Below are 20,289 nucleotides of genomic sequence, written 5' to 3' on the forward strand. Positions count from 1 at the left end.
GGGCTGGCGATGCGGGTGAACTTCTGAACTTCTGAACTTCTGAACTTCTGCAATTACGTGCTGGTGGTGACGAGCGCGGTCGATTTCTCGTCCTTCTTCGCGCCGTTGCCATCGTGCACGAACTGCTCGGCCATGACGGCGATCGCGGCGTTGATCTGGCCTGGCGTGCGCGCGCCGAACTTCTCGGCGAACGCCTGCAGCGGCACGACCGCCTTGGCCATCGCGCGGTGCCCGCCGGCGCTGCCGATCTCGCCGAAGTACTTGCGCACGAATTCGCCAGCGTTGCGCGAATAGCCAAGGTTGCGCACCGACAGCACCAGCGCGTCATTGACGACGCCCGTGACGAAGGTCCACCTGGTCTCCTCGAGCTGCAGGAAGAAGTCCGCGGTGTAGGTGATGAAGTCTTCGCGCGGGACGACACCGAGGCTCGCGAAGAAGAGGTCGCCGCGCAGTTCGCTGTCGGCGAGTCCCTGGACCACCGTCTGGAGGCGTTCGAGCGTGATGTCGGCGCCCTCCATCTTGCGGATCAGCGCGGCATCGGCCAGTGGATAGAGGTACGTGAAGGCATCCAGATCCTGGCGGTTGGTGTGCCTGGCGAAGAACAACGTGTCCGACTTGATCGCGTACAGCATGGCCGTGGCCACGCGTTCGGAGACGTTCATGTCCACGGCGCGGAGATGCTCGGTGAGGATCGTGCTCGTGGAGCCGTAGTCGGCGCGGATGTCCTTGAAGACGGCGCTGTAGCCCGGTTGCTCCGGGTGGTGGTCGACGACCAGGTCGACATGCGGCAACTGGCTGCCGAAGTAGTGCGGTTGCACGTCCACGGTCGCGACGCGGTCGAAGCTCGCGAACTGATCGGGCGACACCTTCTCGACCTGGATGTCGAGCAGGTGAGCCATGCGGACGTTCTCCGGCCGGCTGACGCCATGGACTGCGCCGATGATGGCCGTGGTCTTCGTGCGCCGCAGCAGGTTGCGCAGCGCGAGACCGCTGGCCATCGCGTCGGGATCCGGCTCATTGTGGAGCAGGATGAGGACGCGATCGGCGTCGGCGAAGTACCGTTGGTACTGGAGGACGCGAGCGCGAGTGACGCTGCGCTCGAGTTCGGCGTGCAGCTGCGGCGCGAGGAGCTCGGCCAGGGTCAGGGTGAAGATGTCAGGGAAGGCGGTCTTGGCCTCGTCGGCGCGCCGGATGCTGGGGCCGGTGGACACCACATAGGTCAGGGTGCCGCCAGCGTCGCGCACCGCGCCGATCAACCGCTTGAGACTTCGCTTGCCGATGTCCTCGATGATGACGCAGGTGCTCGGCGTCAGGTCGACCTTGACGTAGGAGTCACAGCGGGAACAATCGGTGACCGTGACCTTGAGCCCTTCCTCGATGAGCCTCCGGGCCAGAGGGCGGCTCTCGACGAGGAACTCGACGTCGAAGGTTGGACTCAGCACCCCGTGGAGGGTGCGCATCACGAGTTCGTTCTGACAAACAGCCAGGCACTTCATGGGACGTGGGCGGGGGCTGCCTCGAGGCCGCTCCCCGCAGCCAAACCATAATTATACTCTTCAGACGATCGGCACATGGGCCCCGGTTCTTGAAGGTGTATGCTGACCGGCATCAAGGACTGTTCGCAGGGCTGGGGCAACGCGCCTCGGGCGTGCGACTTGGCAAGGGGGATGGCATGACGCGTCTCGTCACTGCGGCAGCACTCTCGGCCTGTATGTGCGCCGCGCCGGCGTGGGCCCAGCAAGTGTTCCGCAGCGGTGTCGAAACGGTCAGGCTCGGCGTCGCCGTCGTCGACAAGGGTGGGCAGCCGCTCGGCGCGCTCGCCCAGGAAGACTTCACCATCCTCGAGGATGGTGAACCGCAGCAGGTCCAGCTGTTCGCGACGGGTGATCTCGCCGACGCCGACCGCCCGCCGTTGCACATCGGACTGCTGTTCGACACGTCCGGCAGCATGTCGGCCGACCTCGGCATGGCGCGCAGCGCGGCGGTCAAGTTCTGCAACCTGCTGCAGCGCGCCGAGGACATCACCCTGGTCGACTTCGACACCGAGGTGCGGGTCGCCCGGTTCGGACAGGCCGACTTTCCGCGTTTCGTGGAGCGGCTCCGCAACCGCAAGCCGGACGGCTGGACGGCCCTGTACGACGCGCTCGGCGTGTACCTGGACGGCACCGCCTACCAGCCCGGCGAGAAGATCATGGTCGCCTACACCGATGGGGGCGACACCCGCAGCGTGATGTCGTTCGGCGACGCGTTGACCGCCCTCAAGGCCTCCGACGTCACCGTCTACATCGTCGGCTTCCTCGAGAACCAGGGCGCGCGCGAAAAGCTGGAGCAGCGCATTCGGCTGACCCAGATCGCCGAGGCCACCGGAGGGCTCGCGTTCTTCCCGGCCACGAAGAAGGACATCGACCTCGCCTACGAACAGGTCACGGGCGACGTCAAGAGCCGCTATCTCATCGGCTATGTCTCGAGCAACCAGGCCAACGACGGGCGCTGGCGGAAACTGGATGTCCGCCTCAATCGCCCGGATCTGAAGTCGGCCAGGATCCGATCGCGCAAGGGCTACTACGCGCTGATGCGTCCCGAGCCCGTCGCCGCACGACAGCAGTAAGCGGCACTTGCCGGTGATCGCCGAAGCGGGAGGGGCTGCCGCCTCGGCCGCATGGCACGCTCGGATGTGTCAAGGCAGGGCCACGGATGGTACGATCCGCGGGATTCGATCCTCCTTCGCCCCCCATGCCATCCACGTACGATCGCTTCCAGCTGGTCTCGTCCTTCGAACTCCGGGGCGACCAGCCACGGGCGATCGACGAACTGGTGAGTGGACTGGAGCGCGGCGACCCGTTCCAGACGCTGCTCGGGGTGACGGGGTCGGGCAAGACCTTCACGATGGCGCAGACGATCGCGCGGGTGAACCGCCCGGCGCTCGTCATGGTCCACAACAAGACCCTGGCTGCCCAGCTGTACCAGGAGTTCAGGCGCTTTTTCCCCCACAACGCCGTCGAGTACTTCGTCTCCTATTACGACTACTACCAGCCCGAGGCCTACATGCCGGCCACGGACTCGTACATCGAGAAGGAAGCGATCATCAACGAGGAGATCGACCGCATGCGGCTGTCCGCCACGCGGTCCCTCTTCGAGCGTCGCGACGTCATCATCGTCTCGAGCGTGTCGTGCATCTACGGCCTCGGTTCGCCGGAGGCGTACTACGGGCTGATGCTGCCGCTCGAGCGCGGCCAGGCGATCGGGCGGGACGCGATCCTGCGCAAGCTGGTCGAAATCCAGTACGAGCGCAACGACGCCGATTTCGCCCGCGGCACCTTCCGGGTCCGCGGCGACGTGATCGAGGTCTATCCCTCCTACGAGGAGAGCGCGGTCCGCATCGAGCTGTTCGGTGACGAGATCGACGAGCTCTCCACCATCGACTCGTTGACCGGCGGCACGCTGCGCCGCCACGACAAGGTGGCGATCTACCCGAAGAGCCACTTCGTGACATCGCGCGACCGCACCAAGGTCGCCGTCGAGACGATCAAGGCGGAACTGGTCGAGCGGCGCACCTTCCTCGAGCGCGAGGGACGCCTGCTCGAGGCCCAGCGCCTGCACCAGCGGACGATGTTCGACCTCGCGATGATGCAGGAGATCGGCTACTGCCACGGCATCGAGAACTACGCGCGGCACCTCACGGGGCGGCCACCCGGGGCGCCGCCGCCGACGCTGCTCGACTACCTGCCCGCCGATGCCCTCACGATCATCGACGAGAGTCACCAGACCATTCCGCAGATTCGCGGCATGTACGCCGGGGATCGCTCGCGCAAGGAAGTGCTCGTCGAGTACGGCTTCCGCCTGCCGTCGGCGCTCGACAACCGTCCGCTCAATTTCGACGAGTGGAAGGCACGCGTCGGCCAGCAGCTGTTTGTGAGCGCCACGCCAGGTCCCTATGAACTGACGGCATCCGGCGGTGTCGTGGTGGAGCAGATCGTGCGCCCGACCGGACTGCTCGATCCGGAGATCGATATCCGGCCCGTGCGCGGCCAGGTCGACGACCTGCTCGGCGAGATCCGCCTGCGGGTGGAGAAGGCCGAGCGCGTGCTGGTCACCACGCTCACCAAGCGCATGGCCGAGGACCTGACGCAGTACTACCACGAACTCGGCGTCCGGGTGCGCTACCTGCACAGCGACATCGACACCCTGGAACGAATCGAGATCCTGCGCGACCTGCGCCGGGGCACCTTCGACGTACTCGTCGGCATCAACCTGCTGCGCGAGGGGCTCGATCTCCCCGAGGTCTCACTGGTGGCCGTGCTCGACGCCGACAAGGAAGGATTCCTGCGCTCCAGCGGATCCCTGATCCAGACCGTCGGGCGAGCGGCGCGGCACATCAACGGGCGGGCCGTGTTCTACGCCGATCGGATGACCGATTCGATGACGCGCTGTATCGACGAGACCAACCGTCGCCGCGAAGTCCAGGTGGCCTACAACGAGGAGCACGGCATCACGCCGACCAGTGTCCGTCGCGCCATCGACGAGGGCATGGGCGGCGTGGAAGAGCACGACTACCTGACCGTGCCCGTCGAACGCGACCCTCGTGCCGCGTTCCGCACCGAGGGCGAACTGCACGCGCACATCGCGACGCTCGAGGCCGAGATGCGCGGCGCCGCCGCCAATCTCGAATTCGAGAAGGCCGCGACCCTGCGCGACCGGATCAAGGTCCTCCGCCAGCCCGGTCTGGCCCTCGCCGGCGTGGGGGCGCCGGGCGCCTGAGGGGCCTTCGCCTCGGCACCGCCAACTCATGCAACTGATTCTGATCGGCTGGGCCAAGAAGGCTGTCTTCGAGGTCCAGGAGTACGTGAAGATGTGCACCGCCCTCGGGCGGGCCGCGACCAGCCGGCCGTTCTACTACCGCGACGCGATCGAACAGCTCGATGCCATCGGCGTCGGCTCGCTCACCGTCGTGTTGCTCACGGGCGGTTTCACGGGCGCGGTGCTTGCGTTGCAGTCCGGCATGACGCTCGATCAGTTCGGCGCCCGGTCGGTCGTCGGCCGGCTGATCAGCGCGTCGATGATCAAGGAACTCGGCCCGGTGCTGACGGCGCTGATGGTCACCGGGCGCGTGGGCTCGGGCATCGCCGCCGAACTCGGCTCGATGGCCGTGACCGATCAGCTCAACGCGTTGCGTGCGCTCGGCACCGATCCCGTGCGCAAGCTCGCGCTGCCGCGGGTGATTGCCGGCGTCGTGATGGTGCCGATCCTGACGGTCATCTCCGACTTTGTCGGCATCGTCGGCGCCTGGGTGACGACGGTGACGCAACTGCGCGTAGCCTCGAGCGTGTACTGGAACTCGGTGGTGATGGGGCTCTGGATCCAGGACATCTGGATGGGGCTCATCAAGCCGGTGTTCCTCGGGTTCGCGCTCGTGAGCATCGCCTGCTTCGTGGGCATGCGGACGACGGGGGGCACGCAGGGGGTGGGCCGCAGCACCACACAGGCGGTCGTCGCCGGCTCGGTCGCCGTGCTCGTGCTCGACTTCATCATCACCAAGCTGCTGATCAGCTTGCTCTACTGAATATGGGGACGCCGACACCACTGGAGACCCGCCTGTCGCGGGTGAAGACGCCGGGGGAGCCCGTCATCGTCTTCGAACGCGTATTCCTCGCGTTCGGTGACAACGTGATCCTCAAGGACATCAGCTTCGAGTTGCGCGCCGGCTACTCCAAGATCTTCCTCGGCGCGAGCGGCGCCGGCAAGAGCACGATCCTGAAGCTGATTCTCGGGCTGCTCAAGCCGCAGGCGGGCAAGATCTGGGTCAACGGCGTCCGCGTCGACACGCTCGGCGAGTCCGACATGATGAAGGTCCGCGACGATGTCGGGATGGTGTTCCAGGAGGGCGCGCTCTTCGACTCGCTGTCGGTGCGCGAGAACGTCGGCTACAAGCTGTACGAGGAGAGCGACACGCCCCTCGAAGACGTGCACAGGCGCGTCGAGGAAGTGCTCGGGTGGGTGGAACTCGAAGAGCACATCGACAAGATGCCGTCGGAGCTGTCGGGTGGGCAGCGGCGGCGCGTGGCCATTGCCCGTGCGATGACGTTCCAGCCGCGCATCCTGCTCTACGACGAGCCGACCACCGGGCTCGATCCGATCACGTCGATCACCATCGACGACGAGATCGTGAAGCTGCGCGACATCGAGGGCGTGAGTTCCCTGGTCGTCACACACCAGTTGCGCGACGCGTTCTATGTGGCGGAGAGGATGGCTTTTCGCGGCAACGACGGCCGGATCCAGTTCGTGCCGGCCACGCCCGAGAAGCTCGCGCAGACCGAGTTCGTCATGCTCCGCGATGGGCTCATCCACTTCGAGGGCACGGCGAAAGAGCTGCGTGCCACCAACGACCCGTACCTCGCGCTCTTCCTGAGTTGATCCGATGCCACGTACACGCACTCTCGCCTGGTCCCAGCTCAAGATCGGCATCCTCGCCGTTGCAGCGTTCACGCTCGCGACGATGCTCATCTTTGCCGTCGGCGGTGATGCCGGCCTGTTCTCGGGCCGCTACCACCTCAAGACGCGATTCCCCAACGCCGGCGGCTTGCAGTCGGGGTCGGTCGTGCGGCTCGCCGGGGTCAACGTCGGCGCGGTCGACGATGTCTATCTCGATGGCGCCGTCGTCGAGGTCGTGTTGCGGGTCCGGCCCGACGTGCAGAACAAGATCACGGAGCACTCGATCGCGCAGGTCGGGTCGGTCAGCCTGCTCGGCGAGGGAGCCGTCGACATCACCGCCTCGACGCACGGTACGCCGCTGAAGGACTGGTCCTATATCCGCTCGGGGAAGACCCCGGGGCAGATCGCCGACGTCGCCGAGAACGCGACCCAGACCCTCTCGCAGGCCTCGGCACTGATCGCGGAACTCCGCGCCGGCAAGGGGACCGTGGGCAAGCTGGTCACCGAGGATGACCTGTACGTGCAGCTCAATGGCGTCGCGAAGGCAACCGAGGAAGTGATCCGGGCCATCAAACAGGGGAAGGGGCCGGCCGGCACGTTGATCAACAACGAGGCGGCCGCCAGGAACCTGGAACGCGCGCTCGCGAACCTCGATCAGGTCACGGGCAACATCGCGGCGGGCAAGGGCTCGATCGGTACGCTGATCAACGACGACGCGCTCGCGAAGTCGCTGAGCGCCACCACCGACAACCTGCGGGCGGTGTCGGCGGGCCTGAAGAATGGCGATGGAACGGCCGGCAAGCTGCTGACCGACAACGGGCTCTATAATCGGCTCGACTCCGTGGTGCAGCGTCTGGACACGCTCGTCGCGACCCTGAACAAGGGCGAGGGCACGGCCGGCAGGCTGCTGCAGGACAAGCAGCTGTACGACAACATGAATGGCGCGGTGCTGGAACTGCGGAGCCTGCTTGCCGAGATCAAGAAGGACCCCAAGAAGTATCTGAATGTGAAAGTCACCATCTTCTAGGCGGCCTTCGTCACGCGGCCTTCGGCCTTCGATGCATGCCTCGAAGCGCTTGGCCAATAGAGGTTTTCCGACGGCCGACGGCCGAATGCCGACGGCCGGCTATGGCTAAGTTATGAACGATTCCTCCAATATCTGGCTCGCGATCATTGCCATCTCGACCCTCGTGATGGCCCTCGTGCAGGTCGGCGCAATCATTGCCGGCGCGATGGCGGCACGGAAGCTCGGCGCCCGCATGGGGAGGCTGGAGGCGCAGGTGCAGGGGCAGTTGCAGCCGCTCGTCGACCGCCTGAACGTCATCGGCGCCGACGCCGCCCGAATCTCCGCATTGGCCGTCAAGCAGGCCGAAAAGGCCGACGCCGCCTTCACGTCCGCCGCCCATCGTGTGGATCAGACGCTCGCCGTGGTGCAGAATGCGGTCGTCGCGCCAGCTCGAGAGGGGATGGCGCTGGCCTCGGCGCTGCGTGCCGCGGTCGGGTCGATCAGGAAGGGCAGTGTCACGCGTCGTCGCCCGAAGGGGAGTGGCGACGAGGACGATGCGCTCTTCATCGGCTGACGCTGGTCTCCGGCGCGAGTCACGCGCCCACCTCGGAGGATGGCGGTCGATGGATCAGTGGGGCACTCGCGTAGCGGCAGCGTTTCTCGCGGCAGGGCTCGCGCAGGCGGGCATCGCCGCGGCGCAGCCAGCGACATCGAATACCGCAGCACCGGTGAAGGAACTGGCCAGCCTGCTGGCAAAGAAGGGCGGAGGCACGGGAGCGCAGTTCGTGGCGGCCGAGGATCCGAAGGACCACAACCGCTTCGTCGCCGCGATGTTGTTGCCCGACCTGCAGCTGCTGCTGGTGTCGGCCGCCTACAAGGCGCCCGTGCTGCTGCGTGAGCGGGTCCTCACCAAGAAGTACCAGGATGCCTACCAGGACCTGCAGGCCGCGTCGCAGGCGGAAGGCAAGCTGGTCATCGAAGACCTCCTCGCCAACGGTCTGGCAGTGAAGCCGGCCAAGAATCAGGCCCCCGACGCCGCGACGATCGCCGGCCGGACCATCACTTTCGATGGTCAGTGGCGCAAGGCGAAGGTCTCCGAAGCCGAGTACACGTCGGCCTTCACGACCGCGGAGCAGGAGTACACGCGCCTGCTCGGGCTCCTCATCGCGCAGGCGAAGGTGCCGTAGCTGCCTCCTCCGTATCGACTTGCGATCTTCGACTTCGACGGCACGCTGGCCGACAGCTGGCGGCTGATGGGAAGCGCGATCGTCGAGGCCGCCGGGCAGTTCGGCTATCGGCGTCTCTCGGCGGCGGAGGCCGAGGCTCTGCGTGGGCAGGACAACCGCGCGGTGATGGCCGCGATGGGCGTCAAGATGTGGCAACTGCCCCGGATCGCGATCCACATGCGGCAGGTGGCGTCCGACAGGGCGGACGAGATCACGCTCTTTGCGGCGGTCGGCGCCATGCTCGAGTCCGTGGCGGCGGCGGGTGTCCGCGTGGCGGTGGTCAGCTCGAACCGGGAGGACGTGATCCGCCGTGTGCTGGGCGTTGACCTGTCAGCGGCGGTGACCGACTTCGACTGCGGGGCGGCGATCTTCGGCAAGGCCACGAAATTCCGCCGCGTGGTGCGGCGCGCCGAGGTGGACCCGGAGCAGGCCGTCGGCGTCGGCGACGAAGCCCGTGACATCGACGCCGCGCGGGCGGCCGGCATCGCATCGGCCGCCGTGACCTGGGGCTATGCGACACCGGCCCTGCTCGCGAGCCGCTCGCCCACGCACGTGGTCACGAGCGTCGGCGAACTGGAGTCCTTGCTGACGGGACGGTAGGGACCGCTCTCCGAGCGGTCCATCCCTCTGGGCCGGGGTCGTGGAGATGGACGCCTCGGAGAGGCGTCCCTACCAACGCCTACTGGCCCGCCGTCGTCTTCTGCGGGGCCGGACGTACCGTCGGGTACGTGATCCCCAACTGCTCGAGGTACGTCTTGTACTTCGTCGGGTCGTAGTAGTACTTCTGCAGCTCCGGCTTGTATTTCTGCATGATCGCCGTATTCAGTTCCACGGCCGGCTTGTCGGTCTCGCGGATCAGCGGCGTGTACTTGCGGTTCTTCGTCTGGACGTTGGTGAAGTAGTCCTTCGCGGCCGCGATCACGTCGGGCCGCAGCAACGCGTCCATCACGGTCATCGCGATCACCTGTGCGCCAGCGTTGACGCCCTTGTGCGCGATCGGCGTGGCCATCGGAATCGCGTTGGCCCAGTTGTGGCCGGGCCCCGCCTGGAAGTTGGCGGGGAAACGCAGGGACACCGTCGGCACGGTCCACGAGATGTCGCCGATGTCGTCCGACCCGCCGCCGCGCCTCTCGTCGTCCGGAATCTCTTCCTGCCCTTTCAGATCGGCAATCTTGGTCGCGAGTCCGACGACCGGCACGCCGAGCTCGGCCTGCGTCGCCTTGGCCAGCGTGACATCGGCCTCGGTCCACGTCGGCAGTCCCACCGCCTTGATGTTGTCGTGCATCGTCAGCGCCAGGGGCTTGTTCATGTGGATCGGCCAGGCCGAGCCGAGGAGCCGCGAGGTGAACGTGGTGTCGGTCATCAGCGCGGCACCCTGCGCCATCTTGTCGCCGATCTCCCAGAGCTTCTTGATCTGCTCGTAGTTGGTTTCGCGGAAGTAGTACCAGACGCTGGCGTTGCGCGGCACGACATTGGGCTGGTCGCCGCCGTTGGTGATGACGTAGTGCGAGCGCTGCTGCAGCCGCAGGTGCTCACGGCGCGCATTCCAGCCGGCGTTCATCAGTTCCACGGCGTCGAGGGCCGACCTGCCGCGCCACGGGGCGCCGGCACTGTGCGCCGACTCGCCGAGAAACGTGTACTCGATCGACACGAGGCCGTTCATCTGGCCCTCGCCCCAGGACGTCACGAGGTCGGTGCCGACGTGGTTGTAGAGGACCACGTCGACGTCCTTGAACAGGCCCGCGCGCACGTAGTAGGCCTTGGTGCCCACCAACTCCTCGGCGATGCCCGGCCAGATGACCAGCGTGCCGGGAATCTTTGCCTTCTGCATCTGCCGCTTGGCCGCGATCGCCGCGACGATGTTGAGCGGCGTGCCCGAGTTGTGACCCTCGCCGTGGCCGGGCGCGCCCTCGATGATCGGGTCGTGATACGCGACGCCGGGCTTCTGCGAGGCCTGCGGAATGCAGTCGACGTCGGAGCCAAGGGCGATCACCGGCGAACCCGACCCCCAGCGCGCCACCCACATCGTGGGGATGCCGGCATAGCCGCGTTCGATGGTGAAGCCTTCCTTCTCGAGGATGCCGGTCAGGTACCTGCTGGTCTCGAACTCCTGGAAGCCGAGTTCCGAGAAACTGAAGACCATGTCGACCATCTGCTGACCGAGGTCGAACAGGGCTTGCGACTTCACGTCGGCGGCCACGGCCGCCTTGAGCGCCGCGAGCCTGGGGTCGACGGGTGCCGGCGTCGCGTCGGGCGCGGCGGTGGTCGCGGAGGACTGCGCTCGCAGCGGCGCACCCGACAGCGATGCCACGGCGATGGCGGCGAAAAGGGAGAGCAATGGTCTCTTCATGCGATGAGTCCTGTGGGTCATGTCGGGGCGGCCGCTTTTGTGGCCCGGTGGATCACCATCTTCGTGCAGGAAGACGCAGGCCCGGGACGGGGTGCGTGTCATATCGCCCCGCCGCGGGGCATTACGGCCCGAGGGCCGGACGGCTACAATGATCGGATGTCTTCCCCGGTTCCGGCCGTCTCCGAGGCGCTGCGGCGCGAAGTGGAGCGGCGCCGCACCTTCGCGATCATTTCCCACCCCGACGCCGGCAAAACCACGCTCACCGAGAAAACGCTGTTGTACGCCGGCGCGATCGAACTGGCGGGGGCGGTGAAGGGACGCGCGTCGCAGCGACACGTGGTGTCGGACTGGATGGACATCGAGCGCGAGCGCGGCATCTCGATCACCTCGGCGGCGCTCGAGTTCGAGTTGCACGGACGCCGCGTCACGCTGCTCGACACGCCGGGTCACAAGGACTTCAGCGAGGATACCTACCGGACGCTGCTGGCCTCCGACAGCGTCGTGATGGTGATCGACGCCGCCAAGGGCATCGAGACGCAGACGCGCAAGCTCTTCGAGGTGGCGCGCCGCCGTCACCTGCCGATGCTGACCTTCGTCAACAAGCTCGATCTGCCTGGACGCGATCCTCTCGACCTGCTGGACGAGATCGAGCGCGTGCTCGGCGTGTCCGCCGCGCCGATGAACTGGCCGATTGGCACCGGCGATCGCTTCAAGGGCGTGTACGACCTGCGGCGCAACGAGGTGCTGTTCTACGAGCGGGTGCCGCGCAGCGCTCGGCGCGCGCCGGTCGTGGTCACCGGCGCCGACGACCCCGCGTTGATCGAGCACATCGGCGAGAACGCGCACCGCGAACTGCTCGATGCCGTGCACCTGCTCGAGGCCGCTGGCACGCGCTTCGATCTCGACGCCTACCTGCAGGCGCGGCAGACGCCGGTGTACTTCGGTAGCGCGCTCACCAATTTCGGCCTCGAGTCGTTCCTCGACGCGCTCGTGCAGTACGCGCCTTGCCCGCAGGTGCGTGAGGGGGAGGACGGCTCACCCATCGACCCGTTGCGTGCCGACTTCAGCGGCTTCGTGTTCAAGATCCAGGCGAACATGAACCCGAGGCACCGCGATCGTGTGGCCTTCGTCCGCGTCTGCTCGGGCGTGCTGACCAAGGACATGCAGGTCGTCAACACGCGACTGCAGCAGAATGTTCGACTGTCACGGCCGAGCCGCTTCTTCGGCCGCGACCGCGAGACGATCGAGGAGGCCTTTCCGGGTGACGTGGTCGGGTTGGTCAACCCGGGCCGCTTCGGCATCGGCGACACGTTGTACGCCGGGGAACCCGTGGTCTATCCACCCATCCCGCATTTTCCGGCCGAGCACTTCGGCGCCCTGCGCCTCCAGGACGTGCGGTTCAAGCAGTTCGACGACGGCGTGCGGCAGTTGGAGGAGGAAGGCCTGATGCAGGTCGTCTTCCCGGTGCATGGAGCCCGCTATCCCATCCTCGGTGTCGTAGGAGCGCTGCAGTTCGACATCATCGAGGCCCGGATGCGCGAGGAGTACGGGGTGGCGTGCCGGGTCGAGAAGCTGTCGTACGTGGCGGCGCGTTGGGTGCAAGCTGACGGCGCGGCCCGCCTGACCCTGCCCAACAACGTGTTGTCCACGACGGACCGATCCGGGCGCCGTGTCCTCTTGTTCCCGTCCGAGTGGGACTTGCAGTTCTGTGAGCGGGAGAACCCGAACGTACAGTTCTTGTCCATGGCCTGACGCCGATTTTAGTCGTCGGGATCCTCTGGCGCGTTTTGGCGTCCAAGCGGGCAGAAGACCTTATCTCCCCGAGGCCCGATGCGACTCCAGACCCTGTTCCTCGCTGCCACCCTCGTGGCGTCGTCCACACCCGCGTTTGCGGGGCCTTTCACCAAGCTGTTCGTCCTCGGCGACAGCGTGTCGGACAACGGCAACCTGTCGGTCATCGTGGATATCAGCGTTCCGGGCCCAGGACCGATGGTTCCGGCGCCGCCTTACGCGCCCGGGCGCGCCAGCGACGGCCTCGTTGCGGCGGAGTACCTCAGCCTGGCGCTCGGTCTCGGGCCCCTCGTACCCGCGGCTGTCGGCGGAACCAACTTCGCCGTGATTGGTGCGGCGACAGGCAATGTGCCACTGATGGGCGGAGGCACAGCCGACAATGTTGCCGCGACCCTCAACAATCTGCCGCCGGGTCTCGTGTTGCCAGCGACGGGCATGCTGAATGCGCAGCTGGGTCAGTATTTTTTCATGAACCCTGGGCCCATCGACCCCAACGCGCTGTTCTTGATCTGGGGTGGACCCAACGATCTGCTCATCAACCCCAGCGCGGGTGTCGCGGGGGCGGCCGCAGCGAATATCGGCACGATGGTCGACCTGCTCTACGGAGCAGGCGCGCGGAACTTCCTCATACCGAACATGGCCAATCTCGCCTTGACGCCTGGCATTGCTGGCTCGCCCCTGGCGCCCCTGGTGTCAGGCCTGAGCGGCGGTTTCAACACGGCGCTGACCGGGCAGCTCAATTCGCGGTCGGCGCTCCCGGGCATCTCCATCACCCGTTTCAGTACCTTCAACTTCTTCAACATGGTGGTCGCTTCGCCTGGGGCATACGGATTCACCAACGTGAATAGCGCGTGTTACACCGGGTCGATCCTCGGCCTCGGGCCAGACGACGAGTTCTGCACGACGTCGGATTCGCACCTGTTCTGGGACCAGAGCCATCCGACGACCAGGGCACACGCGCTGCTGGGCGCGGCATTTGCCGACGCCGTCCAGCCCGCCGCCGTCCCCGAACCGGCGATGACGGCCCTCACCGCCCTGGGCCTCGGCATTGCAGGTGTGAGGGTACGGCGCCGTCGCGCCGCCTAATCGCGCAGCGGTAGTAGGATGCGAGCCATGCGCGCTCGCATCCTGCTGCTGGCCGCCCTGTTCGCGTCGCCCTGCGTCGTGTCAGGGCAAGCACCTCCGGCGGGATCAGCCCCTGCAGCCGTTGTAGCCCCTCCCGCTCCCCAGCCGCCGCCACCGCTGTACGAAAGCCGGCTCGAAATCGTCGACGTCAGCAGTGGCGCCCGGACGGTCGTGCATCGGAGCCCGGTGCGCTTCGAAGCACCCAACTGGTCGCGCGACGGCCGTCACTTGCTGATCAACCAGCAGGGGAGCCTCTACCGCATTCCGGCCGAAGGTGGCTCTCCGGTGAAGCTCGACATCGGCGATGTCGAGGGCTGTAACAACGACCACGGCTACTCGCCTGACGGCACGCTCGTCGCCATCAGTTGCCGTCCCTCGTCCTCCGTGTACGTCGTCGCGGCCGGCGGCGGGGCGCCGCGCCTGCTGACGCCGCTCACGCCGTCGTATTGGCATGGCTGGTCGCCCGACGGCCGGACCCTGGCCTACGTGGGCAGCCGCGACGGTGAATTCGACATCTACACGATGCCGATCGACGGTGGCCCCGAGACGCGCCTGACGCAGGCGAAGGGGCTCGACGACGGGCCGGACTACACGCCGGACGGGCAGTGGATCTATTTCAACTCGGTGCGCACCGGGACGATGCGGATCTGGCGCATGCGACCCGACGGCAGCGCCCAGCAGCAGGTAACCTTCGACCAGCGATATGCCGACTGGTTCCCGCATCCCTCGCCCGACGGCAAGTGGCTGGTATTCGTGTCCTTCGACGCGGCGGTGGAGGGGCATCCGCCGTACAAGGACGTGGCATTGCGGCTGATGGCGCTGGACACCCCCGGGGCCGCCCCGCGGGTACTGCTCGAACTGTTCGGGGGGCAGGGCACGATCAACGTGCCGTCGTGGTCCCCGGACAGCCGCCGCTTTGCCTTCGTGTCGTGGGGGAAGGCGCCATGAATGCCGGGAATGCTGGAATGCTGGAATGTCGAGAGCTTGGGACCTCGACACTTCCGCGTTCGGCATTTCGGCATTGAACGCGTGCCGGCCCGAGGGGCGGCTCGCGGTGTGTCATGTCTTTGACAACTGCCGCGAGGCCGAGCGACGATCCTCGGATGGCCGTGGCCCCTGCCTCGTCGCAAGTCTCGTTCGACAAGTCCCTCATCAAGGTGGTCCTGCTGGAGTCGGTCCACAGGAGCGCGGTCGAGGCGCTGCAGGCCGACGGCTACACGAACATCCAGCAGCATGCGCGGGCGCTCGAAGGCCAGGCCCTCAAGGAGGCCATCGGCGACGCGCACGTCGTTGGTATCCGATCCCGCACCCAGCTTACCGCCGACGTGCTGGCCGCCGCGCCGAAGCTCATCGCGGTCGGCGCCTTCTGCATTGGCACCAACCAGATCGACCTGCAGGCGGCCGAGAGCCTGGGCGTGCCGGTCTTCAACGCGCCGTTCTCCAATACCCGCAGCGTCGCCGAACTCGTCATCGCCGAGGCGGTCATGCTGCTGCGTGGCGTCCCACGTCGCAATGCGCGGGCGCACCGGGGTGGGTGGGACAAGTCCCCGAGTGGATCGTACGAAGTGCGCGGCAAGACGCTCGGCATCGTCGGGTACGGGCACATCGGCACACAGGTCGGGGTACTTGCCGAAGCCCTCGGGATGCGCGTGGTCTATTACGACGTCGTGACCAGGCTCGCGCTCGGCAACGCCCAGGCGATGCGTTCGCTTGACGCGGTGCTGGGAGGCGCGGATGTCGTGACGTTGCACGTGCCGGAGACGCCCCAGACGCAAAACCTGATTGCCGTCGATCAGCTGCGGATGATGAAGCCGGGCGCACACCTGATCAACGCATCGCGCGGCACGGTGGTGGATATCGAAGCGCTGGCAAAGGCGCTCGAGAGCGGTCATCTCGGTGGCGCAGCCGTGGACGTGTTCCCGCAGGAGCCCGAGTCGAACAGCGACGAGTTCCAGTCGGCGCTCCGTGGCCTCGACAACGTGCTGTTGACGCCGCACATCGGTGGCAGCACGGCGGAGGCGCAGGAGGCGATTGGCACAGAGGTCGCCGAGAAGTTGCTCACGTACAGCAACAACGGCTCGACCCTCTCGGCAGTGAACTTCCCGGAAGTGGCGCTGCCGGGGCACCCTGGCAAGCACCGCGTGCTGCACATCCATCACAACCGGCCGGGGATGCTGTCGCACGTCAACGAAGTGTTCTCCGCGCGGCGCATCAACGTCGCGGCCCAGTACCTGCAAACCAGTCCGCGCATCGGATATGTCGTCATCGACATCGACCCGGATCCGGACACCGATGCGGACTCGATGGCCGTGCGCCGCGAACTCGCGTCGCTGGACGGCACGATCAAGGCGCGCCTGCTGTATTGAGACGGGTGCCCGGACGGGGCGCCCTACTGGCCGCGCGCGCGCCGCGGCAGGAGTCCCCATATCCCGAGTGCGAGCAGCGGCATCGGTATCAGGGCCAAGATGTAGGCGCCCCCATAGCCGCGTTCGACGTAGGCGTACCGTGGGTCCTGCGAGTCCACCGCGCACGGTACCTCTGCACCCACGGCATACCGCGAGAGCAGTGCCTCGGCGCGCGCCGCACTCGCCCCCGACAGCCGGCTGCCGGTCCCGAACCCCTGGCTCACGCCCGCGTGTTCGCCGTCGCCGTGCCGAAGGGCGAGCCGCGGGGCGTACACCGTGTTGGGGCCAGACGGCCGTGACGTCGACGAAGACGACGTGCGGGTGTCGATGACGCGATCGACGACGGTACACGTCGTTTCGGCCAGGCCGAGGATGCGGGCGTCTTCACGTGCCAGCGCGGCGAAATACAGCAGGAACCCTGCCGGCATCATGATCAGGATCGGCGCCCAGAAGGCCGCGCCAGGGCGGATCACGCGCATCGCAACCCAGAACAGGACCGACGCCGCGATCCAGGCAAGGACGGCGACGCCCGCGGCAGTGACGCCCAGGCCACCCAGGCGGAATGCGGCGGGCGCGGGCACCGTGTCGACCGCCGCGCTGTGAACCAGGTAGGTCGCTTCGCCCTGCCACGGCCGGGCGGTCACGTGGAGCGACGCCGTGTGGCCGCCCGTGTCCGTGCCGGCCAGGAACGCGAGTGTTCCGGTGAATGACTGTCCCGGTCCCAGCGTGCCTTCCCATCGCACCATGCGTGCTTCGTGATCGATCGACGCGGCATCGAGTCCTCCCAGGCCAGCGACCATCGTGTCTGAAGGCACGTGAATCTCGATCACGCCACCGGCGGTCCCGCCAGTATTGCGGACGATCAGCGTGTAGGTGAATACGCGGCCCTCCGCGGGAGCCGGACCCGTGGGGGTGAGTGTCGACGTCTCGAACGGAGACGCGGCGCGGGCCTGGCCAGCGAGTGCCAGCCAGGCTGACGCACAGAGACACACGCAGCGAAGGGGCGCCAGGCGGCGGATCACGGCGCGAAGGTATCACCCGGAAGGCTGCCGCGCCATGTCGGTCGTCAGTGCCGATCGGGACCGGCGAATTTGCCGTGGGTGCGGTGGCAGTTACCGCAGGTGGCAATCACCTGCCCGTAGACGTCCACGCGGTCGCGCGTCCGCTGCGCGGGCGCGGCATGGCCTGCCAGCACGGCCAGCTCGGTCTCGCCGCTGTCGATCGCCTTGCGCATCTTCCCCGGCGCGTCGTGCGGGTCGAGCTTCGGGCTGGCGAAGATCCGGACGCCCTCGACCCACTGCGTGTCGGACGGCGAGACCAGGCCTTCGAGCAGGTCGTCGACGCCCTTCTGGTGAAGGAGCATGTGGCCGACGAGCCCGCCGACCTGGGTGTCCTTGCCGACCGGAACGGCCGCCCGGATCTGGTTGGCCTTGTGGCACTGCCCACACGTGCCGAGCAGCGTCGCCGTCGCGTGCGCCGCGTCTTCCAGCGTGGTGGCGTCGGCAGCGGCGCGAGCGGCCTGCGTGAGTGCACCCTGGAACGCCTCGGAGCCCGCGGGCATCGGCACCGTCGGGGTGACGTCGACGAGGACGGCCGCTTCGGCCCTGGCCCTGGGCAGGTCGCCACGCGCGACGGCGTCGTGCAGCAGCAGGGCCTGGTGGAAGTGGGCGCGCATGTAAGCGGCGCGTAACTGATTGTAACGGCTCGTGGTCTGCGCGTGGCCTGGCAACACCGGCAGGCCACCGAGCAGCACCGCGCCAAGGATGGACAGCATCAGCAGTCGTCGGCCGGTCGGGTGTCGGCGCATGGGGATCGCTCCTGCCAACCACCGCTTGCAGGGCATGTGCCGTCTGCCCATGCCACGCTGTGCGCGCGACAGCGCCGATTCCGGCCAGATTGTGTGGATTCTGGGCCACCGGCGACACGCCGAACGCGCTGCCGCTGGCGTGTATTTCCCCAGCGCCGCGAAATATCGCACGGCGCCACGTTGCGCGAATCCTATGCGCGGGGAACGCCGCGGAAGATGAAGTGCCTCGCCCCGCGACGTCCGTGGCTGCGGACCCGATCCAGCGTCACGGCGAAACCCAGCGACTCCAGGCGCCGCGCGAACCGGCGATCGTCCCAGGCCGACCAGACCGCCAGGATGCCCCTGGGCCGCAGCGCCCTCCGGATCGAATAGAGGCCCGCACGGCCGTACAGCGCGTCGTTGCCTTCGGCCGCGAACTCCGCGGGGCCGTTGTCGACGTCCAGCAGGATCGCGTCGAAACCGTCGGGGTCTTCGCGCAGCACGCGCAGGACGTCGCCGATCGCGACGTGCACGCGTGGATCGCGCAACGGGTACTCGGCGAGGTGCCCGAGCCATTGCTCGTTCCAGTCCCGCACTTCGGGTACCAGTTCGGCGACGACAACGGTGGCATCGGCGGGCAGCACGTCGAGCGCGGCCCGCACGCTGAAGCCCATGCCAAGCCCGCCGATCAGCACGCGCGCGCCGCGGACGCTGGCGAGATGGCGACAGCCCACCGTCGCCAGCGCCTCTTCGGAGCCGGTGATCGTGCTTGGCATCAGGCTGCGGCCGTCGGCCAGCAACAGGAATTCATGGCCGCGACGCCGCAGCGTGATGCGGGTGCCGTCAGGCGTGCTGGCGTCGCCGAGCGTTTCCCAGGGAACCATCGCGCTACTTGGTCTCCCAGCTCACGTTGCCGTTGCCATCGGCCACGGTGACGCCGATCGGGATCGGCGTGCCGTCGGGGGCCGTCGCCTGGCAGTCGAACTTGTCGCCCTTGCCGGCGGCCTTCCACTTGCCGCCGCACGAGACCTTCGCCTCCACGTGGGCCTGGGTCCTCAGGCCGGTGACGATCGAGCCTTCCACCTTGGCGAGGTCGAGCAGGCCGTCCGTGCTGGCGACCTTCCACGTGATGTTGCCGGTGTCGTCGGTCTGTGTGACGGCGATCGTGAGCGAGCCGCCGCCGACGACGGCGCCGGTGCAGTTGAACGTATCGTTGGCAACGAGCGGCCGCGGGCCGCTCGGACAGGTGACGCTGGCGAGCCTGAGGCCCACCTGATCGGAGACGCCCTGGGTGATCGCCGGAGCCACCGCGTCGACGTTCAGGTTCTTCGTGCAGCCGACCAGAGCCGCGAGGGCGAGCATGGCAAGGACCCCAATTGCGCGGTGAGGGGCGGGGGAGACGACAGGACGCATTGACACCCTTTCAGGATGGACCTCGGCGAACCTCAGCACCGCGTGGTTCCAGACTCGTCAAACGTGGCGACGTATTCCCACCGTCGTGACATTGGGTTAGGATGCCTCCACTCATGGGACCCGTGGCCACCGTCTTCGCCGTGGACGATGACGAGCGTTTTCTCACGGCGATCGGCCGCGTTTTGCAGCTCGGCGGGTACGACGTGGAGAAGGTGCCGTCGGCCGCGTCGTTCCTCCAGCGCCAGCCCAGTCCGGCCCTGGGATGCCTGCTGGTGGACCTGCAGATGCCGGAGATGACCGGGCTGGAGTTCCACGAGCGGTTGCGTCAGACGGGGTGGACCCAGCCGGTCGTCTTCCTCAGCGGACAGGGCACGATTCCGGCCTCGACCCAAGCCCTGAAGGCGGGCGCGATCGATTTCCTGACCAAGCCGGTCAGGTCCGAGGACCTCCTGGCCTCGGTCGGCGAGGCGGTCGAGCGTCACCGCACCATTCTCGCCGCAGCCCATGACCTGGCGCTGTTGCAGAGCAAGTACGCCTCCCTGACGCCGCGCGAACGGGAAGTTTGCGTTGGCGTGGCCCGTGGGCAGCTGAACAAGCAGATCGCCTACGACCTCGACCTGACGCTCGCGACGATCAAGTTCCACAGGGCGCGCGGCCTGATCAAGCTGGGCGTCAACTCGGTGCCGGAACTCGTCCTCCTGCTCGACAAGCTCGGCGTGCTCGAGGCCCCGATCGGACCGGTGTCGCAGCGCTGAGCC

19 protein-coding genes are annotated in these 20,289 nt (G+C 67.2%); 13 read left to right on the top strand and 6 right to left on the bottom strand.

The features are described from left to right. Positions 1–53: 53 nt before the first annotated feature. Positions 54–1,460 carry a DHH family phosphoesterase gene (locus LuPra_RS16005; RefSeq protein WP_157899260.1) on the bottom strand — a complete coding sequence of 469 codons (1,407 nt, stop codon included), beginning with the start codon at positions 1,458–1,460 and terminating at the stop codon, positions 54–56. A 212-nt stretch (positions 1,461–1,672) separates the two neighbouring features. Here LuPra_RS16005 and LuPra_RS16010 point away from each other — a divergent pair, with 212 nt between their 5' ends. The 8 genes from LuPra_RS16010 (at position 1,673) to LuPra_RS16045 (ending at position 9,261) form a co-directional block, all read left to right on the top strand. Beyond that, the gene (locus LuPra_RS16010; RefSeq protein WP_157899261.1) at positions 1,673–2,608 is read left to right on the top strand and encodes a VWA domain-containing protein; all 936 of its coding nucleotides are present in this window, start codon (positions 1,673–1,675) and stop codon (positions 2,606–2,608) included. Between the two features lie 125 nt (positions 2,609–2,733). Further along, positions 2,734–4,758, top strand: coding sequence for an excinuclease ABC subunit UvrB (gene uvrB / locus LuPra_RS16015; protein ID WP_110171670.1), 2,025 nt, complete (start codon positions 2,734–2,736; stop codon positions 4,756–4,758). A 28-nt stretch (positions 4,759–4,786) separates the two neighbouring features. Next, a complete protein-coding gene (locus LuPra_RS16020; protein WP_110171671.1) occupies positions 4,787–5,560 on the top strand; it encodes an MlaE family ABC transporter permease in 774 nt (257 codons plus the stop codon). 41 nt (positions 5,561–5,601) lie between these two features. Further along, positions 5,602–6,411 (top strand): ABC transporter ATP-binding protein, encoded by an 810-nt coding sequence (locus LuPra_RS16025; RefSeq protein WP_234800415.1) that lies wholly within the window; start codon positions 5,602–5,604, stop codon positions 6,409–6,411. Positions 6,412–6,415: 4 nt separating this feature from the next. Beyond that, complete coding sequence (locus tag LuPra_RS16030) at positions 6,416–7,456, top strand: MlaD family protein (RefSeq protein WP_110171673.1); 1,041 nt, start codon at positions 6,416–6,418, stop codon at positions 7,454–7,456. Between the two features lie 112 nt (positions 7,457–7,568). Beyond that, on the top strand, positions 7,569–8,009 hold the full coding sequence (locus LuPra_RS16035) for a hypothetical protein (protein WP_110171674.1): 441 nt from the start codon (positions 7,569–7,571) through the stop codon (positions 8,007–8,009). A 49-nt stretch (positions 8,010–8,058) separates the two neighbouring features. Next, a complete protein-coding gene (locus LuPra_RS16040; RefSeq protein ID WP_110171675.1) occupies positions 8,059–8,622 on the top strand; it encodes a hypothetical protein in 564 nt (187 codons plus the stop codon). A 24-nt stretch (positions 8,623–8,646) separates the two neighbouring features. After that, positions 8,647–9,261 (top strand): HAD hydrolase-like protein, encoded by a 615-nt coding sequence (locus tag LuPra_RS16045; protein WP_257724532.1) that lies wholly within the window; start codon positions 8,647–8,649, stop codon positions 9,259–9,261. A gap of 79 nt (positions 9,262–9,340) precedes the next feature. Here LuPra_RS16045 and LuPra_RS16050 read toward each other — a convergent pair whose 3' ends face one another. Then, on the bottom strand, positions 9,341–11,011 hold the full coding sequence (locus tag LuPra_RS16050) for an amidohydrolase (RefSeq protein WP_110171677.1): 1,671 nt from the start codon (positions 11,009–11,011) through the stop codon (positions 9,341–9,343). A gap of 156 nt (positions 11,012–11,167) precedes the next feature. Here LuPra_RS16050 and LuPra_RS16055 point away from each other — a divergent pair, with 156 nt between their 5' ends. From LuPra_RS16055 to serA, 4 genes are all read left to right on the top strand, one after another. Next, positions 11,168–12,763 (top strand): peptide chain release factor 3, encoded by a 1,596-nt coding sequence (locus LuPra_RS16055; protein ID WP_110171678.1) that lies wholly within the window; start codon positions 11,168–11,170, stop codon positions 12,761–12,763. Between the two features lie 78 nt (positions 12,764–12,841). After that, complete coding sequence (locus LuPra_RS16060; protein ID WP_110171679.1) at positions 12,842–13,888, top strand: SGNH/GDSL hydrolase family protein; 1,047 nt, start codon at positions 12,842–12,844, stop codon at positions 13,886–13,888. Between the two features lie 27 nt (positions 13,889–13,915). Beyond that, positions 13,916–14,875, top strand: a complete 960-nt coding sequence (locus LuPra_RS16065; RefSeq protein ID WP_110171680.1) for a TolB family protein — start codon at positions 13,916–13,918, stop codon at positions 14,873–14,875. Between the two features lie 155 nt (positions 14,876–15,030). Further along, entirely contained in the window at positions 15,031–16,293 is a 1,263-nt protein-coding gene (serA, locus tag LuPra_RS16070; RefSeq protein ID WP_110171681.1) for a phosphoglycerate dehydrogenase, read from the top strand. 23 nt (positions 16,294–16,316) lie between these two features. On the opposite strand, the gene LuPra_RS16075 is transcribed toward serA, so the two are convergent. From LuPra_RS16075 to LuPra_RS16090, 4 genes are all read right to left on the bottom strand, one after another. Continuing rightward, entirely contained in the window at positions 16,317–17,354 is a 1,038-nt protein-coding gene (locus LuPra_RS16075; protein WP_110171682.1) for a DUF3592 domain-containing protein, read from the bottom strand. Positions 17,355–17,398: 44 nt separating this feature from the next. Further along, entirely contained in the window at positions 17,399–18,139 is a 741-nt protein-coding gene (locus LuPra_RS16080; protein WP_110171683.1) for a hypothetical protein, read from the bottom strand. 191 nt (positions 18,140–18,330) lie between these two features. Further along, positions 18,331–19,002, bottom strand: a complete 672-nt coding sequence (locus LuPra_RS16085; RefSeq protein ID WP_110171684.1) for a spermidine synthase — start codon at positions 19,000–19,002, stop codon at positions 18,331–18,333. 4 nt (positions 19,003–19,006) lie between these two features. Next, positions 19,007–19,480: a DUF4333 domain-containing protein gene (locus tag LuPra_RS16090; RefSeq protein WP_162271416.1), complete on the bottom strand. Its 474-nt coding sequence runs from the start codon at positions 19,478–19,480 to the stop codon at positions 19,007–19,009. Positions 19,481–19,644: 164 nt separating this feature from the next. On the opposite strand from LuPra_RS16090, the gene LuPra_RS16095 reads away from it, so the two are divergent. Further along, the gene (locus LuPra_RS16095; RefSeq protein ID WP_162271417.1) at positions 19,645–20,286 is read left to right on the top strand and encodes a response regulator transcription factor; all 642 of its coding nucleotides are present in this window, start codon (positions 19,645–19,647) and stop codon (positions 20,284–20,286) included. The last annotated feature ends 3 nt before the right edge of the window (positions 20,287–20,289 follow it).

The organism is Luteitalea pratensis (assembly GCF_001618865.1).
Lineage (GTDB): Bacteria > Acidobacteriota > Vicinamibacteria > Vicinamibacterales > Vicinamibacteraceae > Luteitalea > Luteitalea pratensis.

What these genes read in the sequence shown, in the direction of transcription:
- LuPra_RS16090 (WP_162271416.1), bottom strand. Translation starts at nt 19,480, where the DNA reads ATGCTCGCCCTCGCGGCTCTGGTCGGCTGCACGAAGAACCTGAACGTC.
- LuPra_RS16020 (WP_110171671.1), top strand. Translation starts at nt 4,787, where the DNA reads ATGCAACTGATTCTGATCGGCTGGGCCAAGAAGGCTGTCTTCGAGGTC.
- LuPra_RS16050 (WP_110171677.1), bottom strand. Translation starts at nt 11,011, where the DNA reads ATGAAGAGACCATTGCTCTCCCTTTTCGCCGCCATCGCCGTGGCATCG.
- LuPra_RS16005 (WP_157899260.1), bottom strand. Translation starts at nt 1,460, where the DNA reads ATGCGCACCCTCCACGGGGTGCTGAGTCCAACCTTCGACGTCGAGTTC.
- uvrB (WP_110171670.1), top strand. Translation starts at nt 2,734, where the DNA reads ATGCCATCCACGTACGATCGCTTCCAGCTGGTCTCGTCCTTCGAACTC.
- LuPra_RS16065 (WP_110171680.1), top strand. Translation starts at nt 13,916, where the DNA reads ATGCGCGCTCGCATCCTGCTGCTGGCCGCCCTGTTCGCGTCGCCCTGC.
- LuPra_RS16085 (WP_110171684.1), bottom strand. Translation starts at nt 19,002, where the DNA reads ATGGTTCCCTGGGAAACGCTCGGCGACGCCAGCACGCCTGACGGCACC.
- LuPra_RS16095 (WP_162271417.1), top strand. Translation starts at nt 19,645, where the DNA reads ATGGGACCCGTGGCCACCGTCTTCGCCGTGGACGATGACGAGCGTTTT.
- LuPra_RS16055 (WP_110171678.1), top strand. Translation starts at nt 11,168, where the DNA reads ATGTCTTCCCCGGTTCCGGCCGTCTCCGAGGCGCTGCGGCGCGAAGTG.
- LuPra_RS16035 (WP_110171674.1), top strand. Translation starts at nt 7,569, where the DNA reads ATGAACGATTCCTCCAATATCTGGCTCGCGATCATTGCCATCTCGACC.
- LuPra_RS16030 (WP_110171673.1), top strand. Translation starts at nt 6,416, where the DNA reads ATGCCACGTACACGCACTCTCGCCTGGTCCCAGCTCAAGATCGGCATC.
- LuPra_RS16040 (WP_110171675.1), top strand. Translation starts at nt 8,059, where the DNA reads ATGGATCAGTGGGGCACTCGCGTAGCGGCAGCGTTTCTCGCGGCAGGG.
- LuPra_RS16060 (WP_110171679.1), top strand. Translation starts at nt 12,842, where the DNA reads ATGCGACTCCAGACCCTGTTCCTCGCTGCCACCCTCGTGGCGTCGTCC.
- serA (WP_110171681.1), top strand. Translation starts at nt 15,031, where the DNA reads ATGGCCGTGGCCCCTGCCTCGTCGCAAGTCTCGTTCGACAAGTCCCTC.
- LuPra_RS16010 (WP_157899261.1), top strand. Translation starts at nt 1,673, where the DNA reads ATGACGCGTCTCGTCACTGCGGCAGCACTCTCGGCCTGTATGTGCGCC.
- LuPra_RS16080 (WP_110171683.1), bottom strand. Translation starts at nt 18,139, where the DNA reads ATGCGCCGACACCCGACCGGCCGACGACTGCTGATGCTGTCCATCCTT.